Annotated in this window: 13 protein-coding genes and 1 riboswitch; of the genes, 7 read left to right on the top strand and 6 right to left on the bottom strand. The window is 61.8% G+C overall.

Annotation, left to right across the window (positions count from 1 at the left end; genetic code table 11):
* The first annotated feature begins 29 nt into the window (after positions 1–29).
* Positions 30–2873, top strand: coding sequence for an ATP-binding protein (locus PG896_RS18575; protein WP_270836058.1), 2844 nt, complete (start codon positions 30–32; stop codon positions 2871–2873).
* A gap of 31 nt (positions 2874–2904) precedes the next feature.
* Here the strand turns inward: PG896_RS18575 and PG896_RS18570 are convergent, their stop codons facing one another.
* Positions 2905–3345 carry a hypothetical protein gene (locus PG896_RS18570; protein WP_201872960.1) on the bottom strand — a complete coding sequence of 147 codons (441 nt, stop codon included), beginning with the start codon at positions 3343–3345 and terminating at the stop codon, positions 2905–2907.
* Between the two features lie 161 nt (positions 3346–3506).
* Between PG896_RS18570 and PG896_RS18565 the strand changes: the two genes are divergently transcribed.
* The 3 genes from PG896_RS18565 (at position 3507) to PG896_RS18555 (ending at position 7341) form a co-directional block, all read left to right on the top strand.
* Positions 3507–5180 carry a sensor histidine kinase gene (locus tag PG896_RS18565; protein ID WP_270836057.1) on the top strand — a complete coding sequence of 558 codons (1674 nt, stop codon included), beginning with the start codon at positions 3507–3509 and terminating at the stop codon, positions 5178–5180.
* Between the two features lie 129 nt (positions 5181–5309).
* Positions 5310–6038, top strand: a complete 729-nt coding sequence (locus PG896_RS18560) for a LytR/AlgR family response regulator transcription factor (protein WP_270836056.1) — start codon at positions 5310–5312, stop codon at positions 6036–6038.
* 109 nt (positions 6039–6147) lie between these two features.
* Positions 6148–7341, top strand: a complete 1194-nt coding sequence (locus PG896_RS18555) for an L-lactate MFS transporter (RefSeq protein WP_069651565.1) — start codon at positions 6148–6150, stop codon at positions 7339–7341.
* Between the two features lie 72 nt (positions 7342–7413).
* Here PG896_RS18555 and PG896_RS18550 read toward each other — a convergent pair whose 3' ends face one another.
* From PG896_RS18550 to PG896_RS18535, 4 genes are read right to left on the bottom strand one after another with little or no spacing between them, the layout of a single operon-like run.
* Positions 7414–8538 (bottom strand): 5-(carboxyamino)imidazole ribonucleotide synthase, encoded by a 1125-nt coding sequence (locus PG896_RS18550; RefSeq protein WP_109422473.1) that lies wholly within the window; start codon positions 8536–8538, stop codon positions 7414–7416.
* The gene (gene purE, locus PG896_RS18545; RefSeq protein ID WP_042026785.1) at positions 8535–9044 is read right to left on the bottom strand and encodes a 5-(carboxyamino)imidazole ribonucleotide mutase; all 510 of its coding nucleotides are present in this window, start codon (positions 9042–9044) and stop codon (positions 8535–8537) included. The genes PG896_RS18550 and purE overlap by 4 nt, the downstream gene beginning before the upstream one ends.
* 59 nt (positions 9045–9103) lie before the next feature.
* A complete protein-coding gene (locus PG896_RS18540; RefSeq protein ID WP_026456329.1) occupies positions 9104–9406 on the bottom strand; it encodes a P-II family nitrogen regulator in 303 nt (100 codons plus the stop codon).
* A 4-nt stretch (positions 9407–9410) separates the two neighbouring features.
* Positions 9411–10337: a sodium-dependent bicarbonate transport family permease gene (locus PG896_RS18535; protein WP_113979229.1), complete on the bottom strand. Its 927-nt coding sequence runs from the start codon at positions 10335–10337 to the stop codon at positions 9411–9413.
* A 110-nt stretch (positions 10338–10447) separates the two neighbouring features.
* Here PG896_RS18535 and PG896_RS18530 point away from each other — a divergent pair, with 110 nt between their 5' ends.
* The 3 genes from PG896_RS18530 (at position 10448) to murI (ending at position 14358) form a co-directional block, all read left to right on the top strand.
* The gene (locus PG896_RS18530) at positions 10448–11350 is read left to right on the top strand and encodes a LysR family transcriptional regulator (RefSeq protein ID WP_113979230.1); all 903 of its coding nucleotides are present in this window, start codon (positions 10448–10450) and stop codon (positions 11348–11350) included.
* Positions 11351–11385: 35 nt separating this feature from the next.
* Positions 11386–11563, top strand: a riboswitch (cobalamin riboswitch).
* Between the two features lie 52 nt (positions 11564–11615).
* Positions 11616–13454 (top strand): TonB-dependent receptor domain-containing protein, encoded by a 1839-nt coding sequence (locus PG896_RS18525; protein ID WP_270836055.1) that lies wholly within the window; start codon positions 11616–11618, stop codon positions 13452–13454.
* A 115-nt stretch (positions 13455–13569) separates the two neighbouring features.
* Positions 13570–14358 carry a glutamate racemase gene (gene murI / locus PG896_RS18520; RefSeq protein ID WP_270836054.1) on the top strand — a complete coding sequence of 263 codons (789 nt, stop codon included), beginning with the start codon at positions 13570–13572 and terminating at the stop codon, positions 14356–14358.
* A gap of 3 nt (positions 14359–14361) precedes the next feature.
* Here murI and PG896_RS18515 read toward each other — a convergent pair whose 3' ends face one another.
* Positions 14362–14853 carry an RNA recognition motif domain-containing protein gene (locus PG896_RS18515; RefSeq protein ID WP_029313407.1) on the bottom strand — a complete coding sequence of 164 codons (492 nt, stop codon included), beginning with the start codon at positions 14851–14853 and terminating at the stop codon, positions 14362–14364.
* Positions 14854–15286: the final 433 nt, after the last annotated feature.

Below are 15286 nucleotides of genomic sequence, written 5' to 3'. Positions count from 1 at the left end.
AAAAGATCGGCTCAAACTGAAAAAATGAAATGACTGAGTCAGCCGAGAAGAATTTCCCCGCTTATTCGCACCTTCCCAAGCGCTGGAATGGGGGGGGCCTCTCCATCGGTGCCAGCAGGATCGACCTGAGCCGCGAGCAATGGGAATGGCTGAGCAAACGGGAGAAGATCCGGATTGCGGTGAACAGCGGCATCCCGCCCCTCAGTTTCTATGACGTCACCGGTACCATGCACGGCGTGGTCGCCGATCTGCTGCAGGTCATGCGAGCCAAGCTGGGGGTGGAGCTCGAGGTGGTGCCTGCCAAGACACCGGAGCAGATGACCCAGTTGCTGGATAGTGGCCAGGTGGATGCGGGAGTGTTGAGCCCCTCTGCCGAGCGCAGGAACCGCTATCTGTTCAGCCGGGCCTTTGTCCTCGATCCCCTCTCCTATGTGGTGGGGCTGCGCCACCGGGAGGTCCCCCCTGCATCGCTGCTCAAGACCGGCACCGTGGCCATGGTCAGGGGCTTTATCTCGACCCAGGCCATCGAGGCGGAATACGGCAAGCTGACGTCGCGGCAGTTCGATACGATTGAAGACGCCATGCGTTGTGTGGCGATGGAAGTGTGCGATGTGACCATACTGCCGCTGCGGGTGGCCAAGTACTACGTCAACAGCAAATTCCCCGACAGCCTGCTCATCACGGGAGAGCTGTTCGATTCCATCCCCATCGGTGCCGCGTTTGCGGTCACCCCCGCGCATCCCGTACTACGGGACATTCTGGACAAGGTGATTGCCATCATTCCGCCGGATGAGCTGGAAGGACTCTCCAACCGCTGGCGGGTCAATGTCAAACAGGAGAGTGTCTCCTGGCAGGAGTTGATTCAGGAGTTCGGGGTCTTTATCGCCTTGATCCTGCTGTTGACCCTCTGGGTTGGCCTGTGGGGCCTGTCCCTGCGCAAGCAGATCCGCGAGCGGCGGCTGGTGGAGGGGGCGCTGAGCACCCAGCTCAAGTTCATCGCCGATCTGGTGGACGGGACACCTCACCCCATCTATGCGCGGGATCTGAACGGGATCCTGGTGCTGTGCAACAGCAGCTATGCCAGCTTCCTTGGCGAGCCCAAGGTCGGTCTGCTCGGCACGGGCCTGGACGACGCGCGAACGCGCTGGCCTTTTCTTGCTCCCCTGCACGGGGATCTGGTGCTTTCCTGTGACAGCCGTCGCGCCCAGGAGGGGGATCACCGTCTGGGCCTGCCGACGGGCGGGGTCGACGTCTATCACTGGGTTCAGCCTTACTACGATCTGGACGGCAATGTGCAGGGGGGGGTGGGGGGCTGGATCGACGTCAGCGAACGGGTACGCCTGCTCGATGAGCTGGCGGTGGCCAGCCAGGAGGCCCAGGAGGCAAACCGTGCCAAGAGCACCTTCCTCGCGACCATGAGCCACGAGATCCGTACCCCCATGAATGCCATCATCGGCTTGCTGGAATTGGCGCTCAAGCGGGGTCGGCTGCACGAGGAGGATCAGGCCTCCCTCGCCATTGCCCATGGCTCGGCCAGCGATCTGCTGAGCCTCATCGGCGACATCCTGGATATTTCCAAGATCGAGTCTGGCCGGTTCGAACTGGCCCCCGAACCCCATGACATCGTGACCCTGACAGCGTCGGTCGTCACCGTATTCACTGCGCTGGCGAGGCAGAAAAACCTGCGGCTGGAGCTCGTCACGGGCGATCCGTCCTGGGTGCAGGTCGATGGCCTCTGTTACAAGCAGGTCGTCTCCAACCTGATCAGCAACGCCATCAAGTACACCGATCGCGGGTCGGTCACGGTGACGCTGGCCTCCCGGGTCAGCGATGGCTGGTGTACCGTGCAGCTAACCATCCTGGATACCGGCATCGGCATCGATCAGGCCGAGCAGGCCAGGCTGTTCGAGCCCTTCAGCCAGGCCAGCCAACCCGAGAGAATCCAGCAGTCGGGTACTGGGCTGGGTTTGATGATCTCCCGCTCCCTGTGCGAGATGATGGGCGGCTCCCTGCAACTGGAGAGTGCGCCCGGGCAGGGGACTAGGGTCAGTATCGAGATCAAGCTGCCGGTGGCCGATGCCGTGGCGATGCCCGCTACGCCTGCACAGGAGCTGGCGGTGGAGCCGGTGCGGCGACTGAAGATCATGGTCGTGGACGATCATCCAGCCAACCGGTTGCTGGTCAGCCAGCAACTGGCTTATCTGGGTCATGACGCCACGGCCGTCGAGTCGGGAGAAGAGGCGCTGCGGCGGCTGATCGAAGCCAGGGTGGATGTCATCATGACCGACTTCAACATGCCCGGCATGAACGGCTTCGAGCTGGTTCGCCAATGCCGGGAGCTGGAGCGGCTGCACGGCTGGCGACGCACCGTGATCCTCGGGCTGACGGCCGATGCGCGGCAGGAGCAGATCAATGAAGGGCAGGCGGCAGGGATGGATGACTGTCTGTTCAAGCCCGTCGGGCTGGAGGCGCTCGATCACTGCCTGCGTCGGCACATGCAGCGGGAAGAGCAGAGTGACATGGTCGTCTGCATGGAGGAGATCCGGCGGTATCTGGGGCCGCTGACCGCACACCAGTCGACCCTGATGGTGCCTCTGCTGGCCGAGTTCGTGCGGGCCAGTGACGACGATATCGCGGGATTGCAACGGGCCGCGGAGGAGGGGCATGTCGGCCAGTTCATCGACCGCATACATCGCCTGAAAGGGGGCGCCAGGATCATGGGCACGCTGAAACTGGTGGCGACCTGCAGCGAAATAGAATCCTGGGAGCTCGATCAGGCCAGGCTGCCCGAGGCGCTGGCCCGTTTGCAGCAAGAGTACGAGGTCGTTCGGCTGGCGGCGACCCAACTGCAGGTGAAGGAAGGGGAGGAATGAAGGCATGGGAACATGCCTTCGGCTCCTGTGGTCAGCCCAGCCAGTACACCATCAACTCATAGGCGGCTTCGCCCACCTGGTCCGGTCTGGCTGACGGGGCCTGATAGCTGAGGTAATAGCGGGTCGCCTGCGCCAGGGGGAGGGTGCGGCTTGCTTCGAGGGGTTGTCCGTTGAGCGCCAGCGTGATCCGGAGATCATCCTGCTGTGGCAGGGAGCCGTAGAGTGCGCGGGCTTGCAAACGATAGGTGGTGTTGAAATCCGGGTGGCTCAGGTCTGCTGCCAGGATCTGGACGGGAGCCTGTGCAGGATCCGAATTGATGGCCTGGAGGCCTGGGTGGGTAAGCGCTACTTCCATGTTGGTCTCTTTGCTGGCGGTGGCCTGCCAGTTCAGCTGGCTCACCTGCGTATTGGCGTGAACGGCGGCGCTGCTGCAACCGATCATCACTGCCAGCACCATGCTTTTTTGAAACATAGTTATCTCCTTTGTCGGACTGGGCCCTCCTTGGCGAGGGCCTCCTCTTATCGGCGCTTTCCCCGAAAGCTGAACAGCTCTCCCCGGATTCGCCCATGAGTCGGCGGCAGATAAGGGGTATGATCCGCCCCCTGGCGCCATGCCATTGACGGAGGAGAGCCATGCTCGAAAATCAGATGATGTTGTTGGCGGTGTTTGAGCGGGCGGCGCTGATGCTGATGACGCTCTTTCTTCTCACCCGCACCCGGCCGTTTCAGCGATTGTTCCAGAAGCGTGACCACACCCCGGCCGAGCTGGTGCTGGTGGCCTCCATCTTCTGTCTGTTTGCGGTGTTCAGCACCTACACCGGTATTCCGGTTGAGGGGGCGCTGATCAACGTGCGGATCATCGCCATCATCTCCGGCGGCATCCTGTTCGGCCCCTGGGTCGGCATTCCGGCCGGGGTTATCTCAGGCCTGCACCGCTACCTCATCGACATGGATGGTCACACCTCCATCCCTTGCCTGATTGCCAGCATCATCGCCGGTCTGCTCGCCACCTGGTTGCACCTGCGCTGCCGCAAGTCGCGGCTCTGGCTCTACGGTATTCTGGCGGGGATGCTGTGCGAAGGGCTGACCATGCTGCTGATCTGGCTGCTGACCGAGCCCCACGAAGTCGGGGTGGAGATCGTTAACCACATCGCCTATCCGATGATCGCCGGGGCGCTCTGCATCGGCCTTATCATCAAGCTGGTGCAGGATCTGGATGACGAGAAGGAGTTGATTGCCGCCAAGCAGGCCAAGCTGGCGCTCGATATCGCTAACAAGACGCTGCCTTTCTTCCAGAACATCGATCGCCACTCCCTCAGTCAGGTGTGCGATGTGATCCGGCGCGACATCAGCGCCGATGCGGTGGCCATCACAGATACCCATGACGTGCTGGCCTATGTCGGGGTGGGCAAGGACTATTACGAGCTGGATGAGCACCACGCCATCAGCGGCATGACCCAGCAGGCGGTGCTGCTCGACCAGATCATCATCAACAACGATCTGCGCCAGTATCACCTCTCCGATTTCCACTCGGTCATCATTATTCCGCTGCGGGAAAACGGCTCGGTGAGTGGCACCCTCAAGATCTACTACCGCCGCACCCACAGCATCACCAGCTCCCTGCGGGAGATGGCGGTGGGCCTCTCCCAGCTCATCTCCACCCAGATGGAGGTGTCGCGCATCGAGCAGCTCAAGGAGATGACCCGAAAGGCGGAGTTCACCGCGCTGCAGAGCAAGATCAACCCGCACTTCCTGTTCAATGCCCTCAACGCCATCTCGTCGCTGATCCGCATCCGGCCCCAGCAGGCGCGCCAGCTGATCGCCAATCTGGCGGATTACCTGCGCTACAACCTCAACAAGGGGGATGAACTCATCGACATTCAGGAGGAGCTGCAGCAGGTGCGCGACTACGTGGCCATCGAGCAGGCCCGCTTTGGCGACAAGCTGGAGGTGGTGTTCGAGGTGGACGATGTGCACATTCAGGTGCCGAGCCTGTTGTTGCAGCCGCTGGTGGAAAACGCCATCCTGCACGGCATCCAGCCCCGCAGCGCGCCGGGTCGGGTCACTATCGAGGTGAAACAGCTGGCGGGCGGCATCCGGGTATCGGTACGAGACACCGGTTACGGCATCAGTCAGGCGGTGATCGACGGGGTGGCCGCCGGTCGGGTGGAGAGCCGCAGCATCGGCCTGATGAACGTGCATCAGCGGGTCAAGCTGCTCTATGGCGATGGCCTGCATCTCAAGCGGCTGGAACCGGGTACTGAAGTGAGTTTCTATCTGCCGGATCAGGAGTCGATGCCATGCTGAGTGCCATCATGGTTGAGGATAAGTGTGTGCCGCGAGAGGTGTTGTCATGCTGAAAGCGATCATTGTGGAAGACGAATGTTTGATTCGTGAGGAGCTTGCTTCTCCTGTGCTCCTTCAGGGGGCAATGTCATGTTGAAAGCGATCATTGTGGAAGATGAGTATCTGGCCCGCGAGGAGTTGATCTATCTGGTGAATCAGCACAGCCAGATCGAGATAGTGGCGAGCTTCGAGGATGGGCTGGAGGCGTTCAAATACCTGCAGGATCACGAGGTGGATGTGGTGTTTCTGGATATCCAGATCCCTTCCATCGACGGCCTGCTGCTGGCCAAGAACCTGCACAAGTCGAGCCATCCGCCCCACATTGTCTTCGTCACCGCCTACAAGGAATTTGCGGTGGAGGCGTTCGAGCTGGAGGCGTTCGACTACATCCTCAAGCCCTACAACGAGCCGCGTCTCATCAATCTGCTGCAGAAGCTCGAACTGGCGGGCAAGTCCCAGCCCCAGGGTGCGGAGTCCGGGTTGCCACAGAACCGCACCGTCAATCTGGTGAAGGGGGAGCGCATCATCGTCACCCCCTGCGAGCAGATCTACTACGCGGAAGCCGACGAGAAGCTGACCCATGTCTACACCCGTACCGATCGCTACGTGATGACCATGACCCTCAGCGAGTTCGTCAGTCGGTTGCCTGCCGAGGGGTTCTTTCGTTGCCACCGCTCCTACTGCGTCAACATCAACAAGATCCGCGAGATAGTGCCCTGGTTCAACAGCACCTATCTCATCCGGCTCCATGACCTGCCGTTCGAGGTGCCGGTCAGCCGCAGCAACATCAAGGCATTCCGTCAGCTGATGCGGCTCTGATTGTCATTCATTCCCGCCGATCTGCATTTCATGCCTTAATCGGTCGGCGGGAGTGGCGTCTTGCCTATAGTGGCCCCAGTTTCCTTAAGGCCATTCCTCGAGACGCATCATGACCATCGATCTGAATCGCACCCGCTACCTCACCCTGTTGGGGACCATCATCACCCAGTTCGCGCTGGGATCCGTGTACACCTGGAGCCTGTTCAACGCCCAGCTTTCCGACAAGCTGGACGAACCGGTCAGCCAGGTCGCCTTCGCTTTCGGCCTGCTCAGCCTCTCCCTGGCGGTGGCCTCCTCCCTGGCGGGCAAGCTGCAGGAGCGGTTCGGGGTGCGCAATGTCACCCTGGGCGCCGGCGTGCTGCTCGGCATCGGCTTCTTCCTCACCGCTCATGCCAGCAACCTGGCGATGCTCTACCTCTGCGCCGGCATCCTGGTCGGTTTTGCCGACGGTACCGGCTACCTGATGACCCTCTCCAACTGTGTGAAGTGGTTCCCGGAGCGCAAGGGGCTCATCTCCGCCTGCTCCATCGGTGCTTATGGCCTCGGCAGCCTGGGTTTCAAGTACATCAACCTGCTGCTGCTCTCCAGCAATGGCCTTGAGACCACCTTCCAGCTGTGGGGGCTGATCGCCATGTCCATGGTGCTGGTGGGTGGCATGCTGATGAAGGATGCGCCCCAGCAGGCCTCCGCCGTGCAGCAGAGCGAGAATCGCGACTTCACCCTGGCCGAGGCGATGCGCAAGCCGCAGTACTGGATGCTGGCGCTGATGTTCCTCACCGCCTGCATGAGCGGTCTCTACGTCATCGGCGTAGCCAAGGACATCGGCGAGAAGATGGTGGGCTTGCCGGCCGTGGTCGCCGCCAACGCCGTCGCCATCATCGCCATGGCCAACCTGGGCGGCCGGCTGGTGCTGGGCATCCTCTCCGACAAGATGTCCCGTATCCGGGTCATCACCATCGCCCAGTTGATTACCCTGGCGGGCATGGCGCTGCTGCTGTTCGTGCCGCTCAATGCCAACCTCTTCTTCGTGGCAGTGGCCTGTGTGGCGTTCAGCTTCGGCGGTACGATCACCGTCTACCCCTCGCTGGTGAGCGACTTCTTCGGCCTCAACAACCTGACCAAGAACTACGGCGTCATCTATCTGGGCTTTGGTCTGGGCAGCATCATCGGCTCCATCGTGGCCTCCCTGTTCGGCGGCTTCATGGCGACCTTCAACCTCATTCTGGTGTTGCTGGTGGTGGCCCTGGTGCTCTCCCTCACCATCCGCCTGCCGGCTCCCGTTGCGGCTGTCGACAGGGCCTGACCCCTCTCGCTTCTCAAGTCATAAAAAAAGACCCGGGCCTTGGCCCGGGTCTTTGCATGTCAAGGGGTGGACTCAGCGCGGAGGCAGACCCAGCAGGGCACGCAGCTGGTGCGCGGTGGCCTCGACCGCCGCCCAGTCGCGGTCAGTGACGGTGACGTGGCCCATCTTGCGGCCGGGGCGGGCTTCGCCCTTGCCATAGAGGTGAAGGTGCACCCCGGGCAGGGCCAGGGCACCGGCCCAGTCCGGGGTGCCGTCTTGCCACAGATCACCGAGCAGGTTGAGCAGGATGGCGGGTTGCACCTCGGCTTTTGCCGGCAGGGGCAGATCGCACAGGGCGCGTACCTGCAGCTCAAACTGGCTGCAGCCGGCGTTGTCGATGCTGGGATGACCCGAATTGTGGGGGCGGGGGGCCATCTCGTTGACCAGCAGCTGGCCGCCGACCAGGAAGAACTCCACCGTCAGCACGCCCACGTAGTCGAGGGCGGCGATGATGTGCTCGGCGATGCGCTGGGCCTCGGCCTCCAGGGCGGGCACGTTGGCCGGGGAGCGGGTCTGATCCAGGATGCCGCCGCTGTGCCAGTTCTGCACCAGGGGCAGGGCGCTGATGGCACCGCTTGGGCTGCGCGCCAGCGTCAGGGCAAACTCCCCTTCCAGTGGCAGGCGTTTTTCCAGCACGCAGGGTACGCCGCTGGCGGCCAGAGCCGCCGGCAGCTCGCTGGCCTGGTGAATGGTCCACTGCCCCTTGCCGTCATAACCCTCGCGGGCGGTCTTGAGGATGGTGGGGAAGAGGTCGTCCGACAGGGCCGGCAGCGGCTCGTGGGGCAGCAGGGTCAGGTTCGGCGCGACGGGTACGTCGGCACGGGCCAGGAAGGCCTTCTCTTCACGGCGATCCTGACAGACGCGCACCGCGCTCGCGGCCGGGCGCACCGGCTTGTGCTGCTCCAGCAGGGCCAGGGAGGTGGCGGGCACGTTCTCGAACTCGCAGGTGATGGCATCACATCGGCGGGCCAGTTCGGCCAGGGCATCGGCGTCGTCATAGGCTGCGATGATCTGATCGTCGGCGGCGGCGCCGGCGATGCTGGCGGGATCCGGATCCAGCACGATGACCTGATAGCCGAGGCGGTGGGCAGACATCACGAAATAGCGGCCGAGCTGGCCGCCGCCGAGCATGCCGAGGGTAGCGGGAGGCAGTATCATGCCGGCTCCTCCAGGGTGAGGGCCAGCACCCGATCGCGCTCCTTGGCGCGGAAGCCGTCGAGCTGCTGATGATAACGGGGAGCGTCGCCGTCCTGAGCGACGGAGAGCAGGGACACTGCAAACAGGCCGGCGTTGGCGGCACCCGCCTCGCCGATGGCGAAGGTGGCGACCGGTACGCCCTTGGGCATCTGCACGATGGAGAGCAGGGAGTCCATCCCCTTGAGCTGGCGGGTCGGGATCGGCACGCCCAGCACCGGGATCGTGGTCTTGGCGGCCAGCATGCCCGGCAGATGGGCGGCACCGCCGGCACCGGCGATGATGGCGCGCAGGCCGCGTTCGCGCGCACTGGCGGCATATTCAAACAGGAGATCCGGGGTGCGATGGGCGGATACGACGCGCGCTTCATAGGGCACGCCGTGCTCCTTGAGGATGCGGGCGGCGGCCTGCATCACGGGCCAGTCAGAGTCGGAGCCCATTACCAGGCCGATCAGGGGAGGGGTGCTCATTACTACTCCTTGCAGTCAAACGTTTGTCTCTGGTTGGCAAAACAAGCCGGCATGCCGGCTCAGAATTTCTCGGGTCGCACTATTTCGACCGTTTGCAGGAACGCAATCATAGCGTAATCGGGGTAGTAACGGATCTTAATATGTTCCATCAATCGTTCGGCCTGCTCGCGAGTGCAGATCGCCTCCAGCCTGATATTGCCGCTTTCACTCCAGCTGGCGTTGCGTTCGCCATGGTCTCCCCGGCCCCGGGCATCGGTGATGGTATAGCCGCGCAACCCTTCTCGGGTCAGGGTGCGCAGCAGGGTGGGTTCCAGGGTGGCCTCTGTCACTATGGTCAACAGGGTGCGGGTCTCGGTCTGCATATGGCTACTCCATGAAGTGGCGGGCCCAGCTGTGGTAGAGCGGGATCCCCAGCATGATGTTGAACGGGAAGGTGACCCCCAGCACGGCGCTCAGCGACAGTCCGGGATTGGCCTGGGGCAGGGCGATGCGCAGGGTGGCGGGTACGGCAATATAAGAAGCGCTGGCGGCCAGGATGGCAAGCAGGGTCAATCCGCCGAGGGAGAGCCCCATCAGCTTGCCGACGGCCAATCCCAGTCCGGCCGAAGCGAGCGGCATCAGCAGAGCGAAGCCGAGCAGGAACAGACCGTGACGGCGCAGGTCCTGGCACTGGCGCGCGACAATGAGGCCCATTTCCAGCAGGAACAGGGCCAGCGCTCCCTTGAACAGGTCGACAAAGAGCGGTTTGAGGGGAGCGACCCCTTCCGGTCCGGCCAGGTAGCCGATGGCCATGCCGCCGAGCAGCAGGGTGACCCCCTTGCCGAGGAAAGTCTCGTGGGCCAGCATCCGCCAGCGGGTCTGGCGACTCACACCACGCGCCAGCACTATGCCGACCAGGATGGCCGGGATCTCCATCACTGCCAGGAAGATGGAGAGCTGGGATTCGAAGTCGATGCCGCGCTCGGTGAGCCAGTTCACCCCGACCGCGAAGGTGGCCACGCTGACCGAACCGTAGTGGGCGGCGGTGGCGGCGGCATCGATCCGGTTCATCTTGATGCGCAGCAGGGCAAAACCGAGCAGGGTCTGCACCACGCCGAGCAGGATCACCAGCGCCAGCTGGGGCAGCAGGGGGAGCAGGGATTGCTGGGCCAGCCCGACGCCGCCCTTGAGGCCGATAGCCAGCAGCAAAAAGAGGGAGAGAGTATCGTAGAGGGCGGGTGGTAGTTTGAGCTCGGAACGTATCAAACCGGCCAGCAGGCCAAACAGGAAAAAGAGAACAACAACATCCAACATGATGACTCGCGGGAGCAGTCCACAGGGTGGTTGCATGCTAGAGTGCATGATGCTTCGATAAAATCAGATTTTGATTGATGGTTGTTCGGTAAAAACTGATAAGGGGTCCGATGCTCAACTACAAGCAGCTCTACTACTTCTGGCATGTGGCCCGCAGCGGTGGCGTGACGCGGGCGGCGCAGCAACTTCATCTGACCCCGCAGACCATCAGCGGCCAGGTGGCCGAGCTGGAGCAATCCCTCGGCGTGGCGCTGTTCAACAGGGTGGGCAGGCGGCTCGTGCTGACGGCGGCCGGTCGCCAGGCGCTCGAACAGGCCGGGGCCATCTTCTCGCTCGGCGCCGAGCTGGAGCACTCCTTGCGCCACGCCAGCCAGGAGCTGACCATGCAGGTGGGGATTACCGCGTCAGTCCCCCGTACCCTGGCATTCGAACTGCTGGCGCCGGCCATGGCACTGGCGACCCCGCTTCGGCTGATCTGCCATGAGGAGCGGCCCGACCAGCTCTTCAGCGAGCTGGCCAGACACAAATTGGACATGGTGCTAACCGACCGCCCGCTGCCCCCCGACAGCGGCATCCGCGGCTATAACCACGAGCTGGGGCGCAGCCCGCTGGCCCTGTTTGCCAGCCCGGCGCTGGCGGCGCAGGCCCGCAAGGGGTTTCCCGCCGCGCTGGAGGGGTTGCCCGTGCTGATCCCGGGTGAAAAGTCGGTGACTCATGATCGCTTGCTGGTCTGGTATCACCAGCAGGGTATCCATCCCCACCTGGTCGGCCAGTTCGATGACTCTGCCCTGATGAAGTCGTTTGGCAAGGCGGGGATGGGGATCTTTCCGGCTCCGCTCGCCATGGGGGAGGAGATAACCCGCGTCTATGGTGTCGAACGGATTGCCACCCTGCCCGAGGTCACCCTCTCCTACTATCTGGTCTCGGCCGGCCGTCATCTCTCCCACCCCGGCGTGAAGGCGGTGATGGAGGGGGCCAGCCAGCGATTGGCGGCACTGGAAAATAAAAAATAGAAATCTGGATGGCTATACATCCAAGACGGCTCTGCCTATAATCCCCCCGCTTTGGCGCATCATGCTTAAAAGGGAATCCGGTGAGAATCCGGAGCTGGCGCGCAGCGGTAAGGGGGAACGAAGCGACATCAGGGCACTGCCGTCAGGTGGGAAGCCGTCGCCGTAGGCCATCAGCCCCCAAGCCCGAAGACCTGCCAAAGTTCGTATTTCGGGCCGAGAGAAACCGGCCACGAAGTAGATGCTTACGCGAACTTAAGGATCTCTCATGTCCAAGACATTATTGGCGGCTGCCCTGTTGCCAACGGCAGCCTTTGCCCAACAACTGACCATCCCCGTCAATCCCACCATGGTGGTGACCGCCAACCGGGTGGAACAACCTGCCAGCACCGTGCTCGCCCCCGTCATGGTGATAGAGCGCGCCGAGATCGAGGCTCGCCAGGTGCAGAGCCTGCCGGATCTGCTGAAGACCCTGCCAGGGGTACAGATCACGACGCTGGGTGGCCGCGGTCATGTCAGCAGTCTGTTTATCCGTGGCACCAACTCCAACCACTCCCTGGTGCTGATGAATGGTCGTCCCGTTGCCGCCATGGTGGCCGGCACACCGGATCTGAGCCAGATCCCCCTCGACAATATCGAGCGCATCGAATACATCCGCGGTCCGCGCGCCGCCGTCTATGGTGCCAATGCCATTGGTGGTGTTATCAACCTCATCTCCAAGACCTCGGCCAAGAACGGCAGCGAAACCCACCTGAAGGGCGGCGTGGGCAGCCATGGCTACGGCCAGGGTCAGGTGCGTACAGTGCAGGCCTTGGGCGAGCAGACCGACATGAACCTGCTGGTGGGCTATGAGCGCACCGATGGCTTCGACGTGGTCGCCGGTGCCCAGCAGCCGGATAGGGACGGTTTTGACAGCCTGAACGGCCAGTTCGGGCTGAACCACGCGTTCAACGACGCCTGGAGCGCCGATTTCAACGCCCAGGGCTATGACAACCAGACCGAGATGGACGACCCCTATATGTCGTCGGATCAGAGCCGGGTGCAGGCTTTCCAGTACGATGGCGGTCTCAAGTATCAGAGCGGCGCCCTGAGCAGCCGGCTGGAAGCCAGCTACGGCGAGAACAAGCTGAAGAGCTGGTGGGAGAGCAATGGGGAGTCCAGTGCCGAGCCCATCCACACCGGTCTGACCCGTTTCTCCTGGATCAACAACTGGAGCGGTGTGGAAGGTTTGTCCCTGACCGGTGGTGCCGACTGGCAGCAGGAACAGATGAAGTCAGATTCCCGCAGCTATGGTCAGTCGTTCAATGCGCCAGATCGCGACAACACGGGCCTGTTCGCCGTGGCGAGCTACCGCTGGCAGGCGCTGCTGGGTGAGTTGTCCGGTCGTACCGATGACAACGATCAATATGGCCGCAACAACACCTGGTCTGCGGCAGCAGGGCTGGACATTAATGAGAACCACAACATCCGGTTGAGTTATGGCACGGCCTTCAAGGCACCGACTTTCCTCGACCTCTATTACCCAGGTTATGAGAACCCGGATCTGAAGCCGGAAGAGAGCAAGAACCTGGAGCTGGACTTCTCCGGCCGTTACACCGCCTGGGACTGGTCAGTGAACCTCTATCGCAACGAGATCGAGAACCTGATCTCCTGCCAGAGTGCATTCTCCACCTGCAAACCGGGTAACACGGATGCCGAGATCCGGGGTGTGGAAGTGGCCCTTGGGCTGGAAACCGGCCCGCTTCATCACGATCTGAGCTTCGATTACACCAAGACCGAAGACAAGAACGAGGGGGACCAGCAGTTGCTGCGCCGTGCCAAGCAGAAGGCGAGCTGGTTGACCCAGGCGCAGCTGGGCCCGGTCGATCTGTCTACCGAGTTGCTCTACGTGGGCAAACGGGATGACAAGAACTTCAGCAGCTTCCCGGCTGAGCGAGTGGTGCTGGGCTCCTACACCCTGGTCAATCTGGGGGCCAGCTACGAAGTGCTGCCACAGCTGACCCTGGGAGGACGCATCGACAACCTGTTCGATCGTGACTATGTTCCGGCCTATGGCTATGCCTCACCGGGCACCGAGTTCAAGCTGACCGCCGACTACCGTCTCTGATCCGCTGCTCTACTTATATAGAGAGGAAAAAGCGAGGCCCCGTCTTGTACGGGGCCTTTTCTATTGGCCGTTGGCGGGAGTATGATCGCCGCCTCGCATCCAAGGGGGAGCTCTGGTGGCCAATATTCTCGTGTTCGACTCCGGTATGGGCGGCTTGACCGTCTATGGGGAGATCCGTCGCACCCTGCCGGCACACAACTATTTCTACTGCTTCGACAACGCCCACTTCCCCTATGGCGAGTTGAGCGAACCAGAGCTGATTTCTGCCTGCACCGGCTTGGTCAGCCACATGGTGGCCGAGCACGCCATCGATCTGGTGGTGATCGCCTGCAATACCGCCAGCACCATTGCCCTGCCATCCCTGCGTACCGCACTCAGCATTCCCGTGGTCGGCGTGGTCCCCGCGATCAAGCCTGCCGCCGCCCTGACCCGTAACGGCTACATCGGTCTGCTGGCAACGCCCGGCACCGTCAGCCGTGACTATACCCATGAACTCATCGCCCAGTTCGCCCCGGGCAAGCATGTGCTGCTGAAGGGGGCCACCGAACTGGTTATCGAAGCCGAGCGCAAGCTGGCGGGGTTGCCGGTCAATATGGCCCTGCTCAGAGAGGTGCTCGCAGACTGGATGGAAGGGGAGGAGAGGCCGGATACCCTGGTGCTGGGATGTACCCACTTCCCGTTGCTCAACGAAGAGATCAAACAGCTGATGCCGGAATGCCAACTGGTCGATTCGGGTCTTGCCGTGGCAAGGCGGGTGGCGCATCTGCTGGCGACACTGTCGGTCCAGGCGCCTGGCGAGGGGACGGGGCGTGCCTACTGCACGCGACTGGATGCAGGGGCCCAGAAACTGACAGCCCCCTTGCAAGCTTGGGGGCTGTCGTCACTCGAAGAAGTGGTGTACTGAATATCAGGCGTCGACGTCGTTGACGTCCTTCTCATCCCGGTCCCGCTTGTCATTTGCTTCACGCACTTTCAGGGTGCGCTGCTGATACTCCTTGTCATTGAGCGCGGCGATGGCCTTGGCCGCATCGGCGACAGGCATCTCCACAAACCCGAAGCCCCTGCGTTTGCCGGTGGCCTTGTCCTTCATCAGACGAACTGACAGTACCTGACCTTGCTCGGCAAAGAGTTCGCGCACCGCAATCTCGTTGGCGCGATAGGGCAGGTTGCCTACATATAAGGTACAGGTCTCCTGGCTGGTTGCCTGTTCGAGGGCGGTGGCAGGCGCACGGTTAAGGAAGAGCGGTACCACGAAACCGCCAATGGCCAGACCGGCGGCAAAAATGACTTCGACTTTCAGAGAGAACTGCAGGGCCTGGGCAACCAGATAGCCGAGCAGCGCCAATACCAGAGCAAGAACTGCTGCCTGCACATAAACGGGAAACTTGGATAAATTCATCTTTAAAGACCTTTTGTAAATGAAAGCAAAAAAGGTGCAACACTCTATTCACCTTCATGGTAACCAGCTTTACGACCAGACGCTACCATGGACCACTAGAGGCAAATTATCCGCTTCAGTATGGCATTCCTTCAGCCAGGAAGATCCTGATAAATGCCAATAAAAGAGGGCTGAAATCATCAGCTTGTGGATAACATTGTATATATACACTGGGTAAGTTGTTTCTAACTGGATAATTTGAAGTTTCCGTGACTTTCTTCAAAAAATCCCTTGTCATCGTAACCGGCCTCCCTATAATGCGCCCCTACCAGCACGGCGGACCACGCCAACCTGATGAGCTAGCTTCCTTAGGAAGTCAGCGCCGAAAGAAAAGCGAAAACAACCGCTTGACTTTCGAAGTGAGGAGCGTAAGATGCGCCTCCTCAACGCGATA

The sequence above is a fragment of the Aeromonas sp. QDB30 genome (assembly GCF_027707645.1).
Classification (GTDB): domain Bacteria; phylum Pseudomonadota; class Gammaproteobacteria; order Enterobacterales; family Aeromonadaceae; genus Aeromonas; species Aeromonas caviae.
The sequence above is the reverse complement of the archived record's forward strand: the minus strand, read 5'-3'. Positions and strand labels throughout refer to the sequence as shown.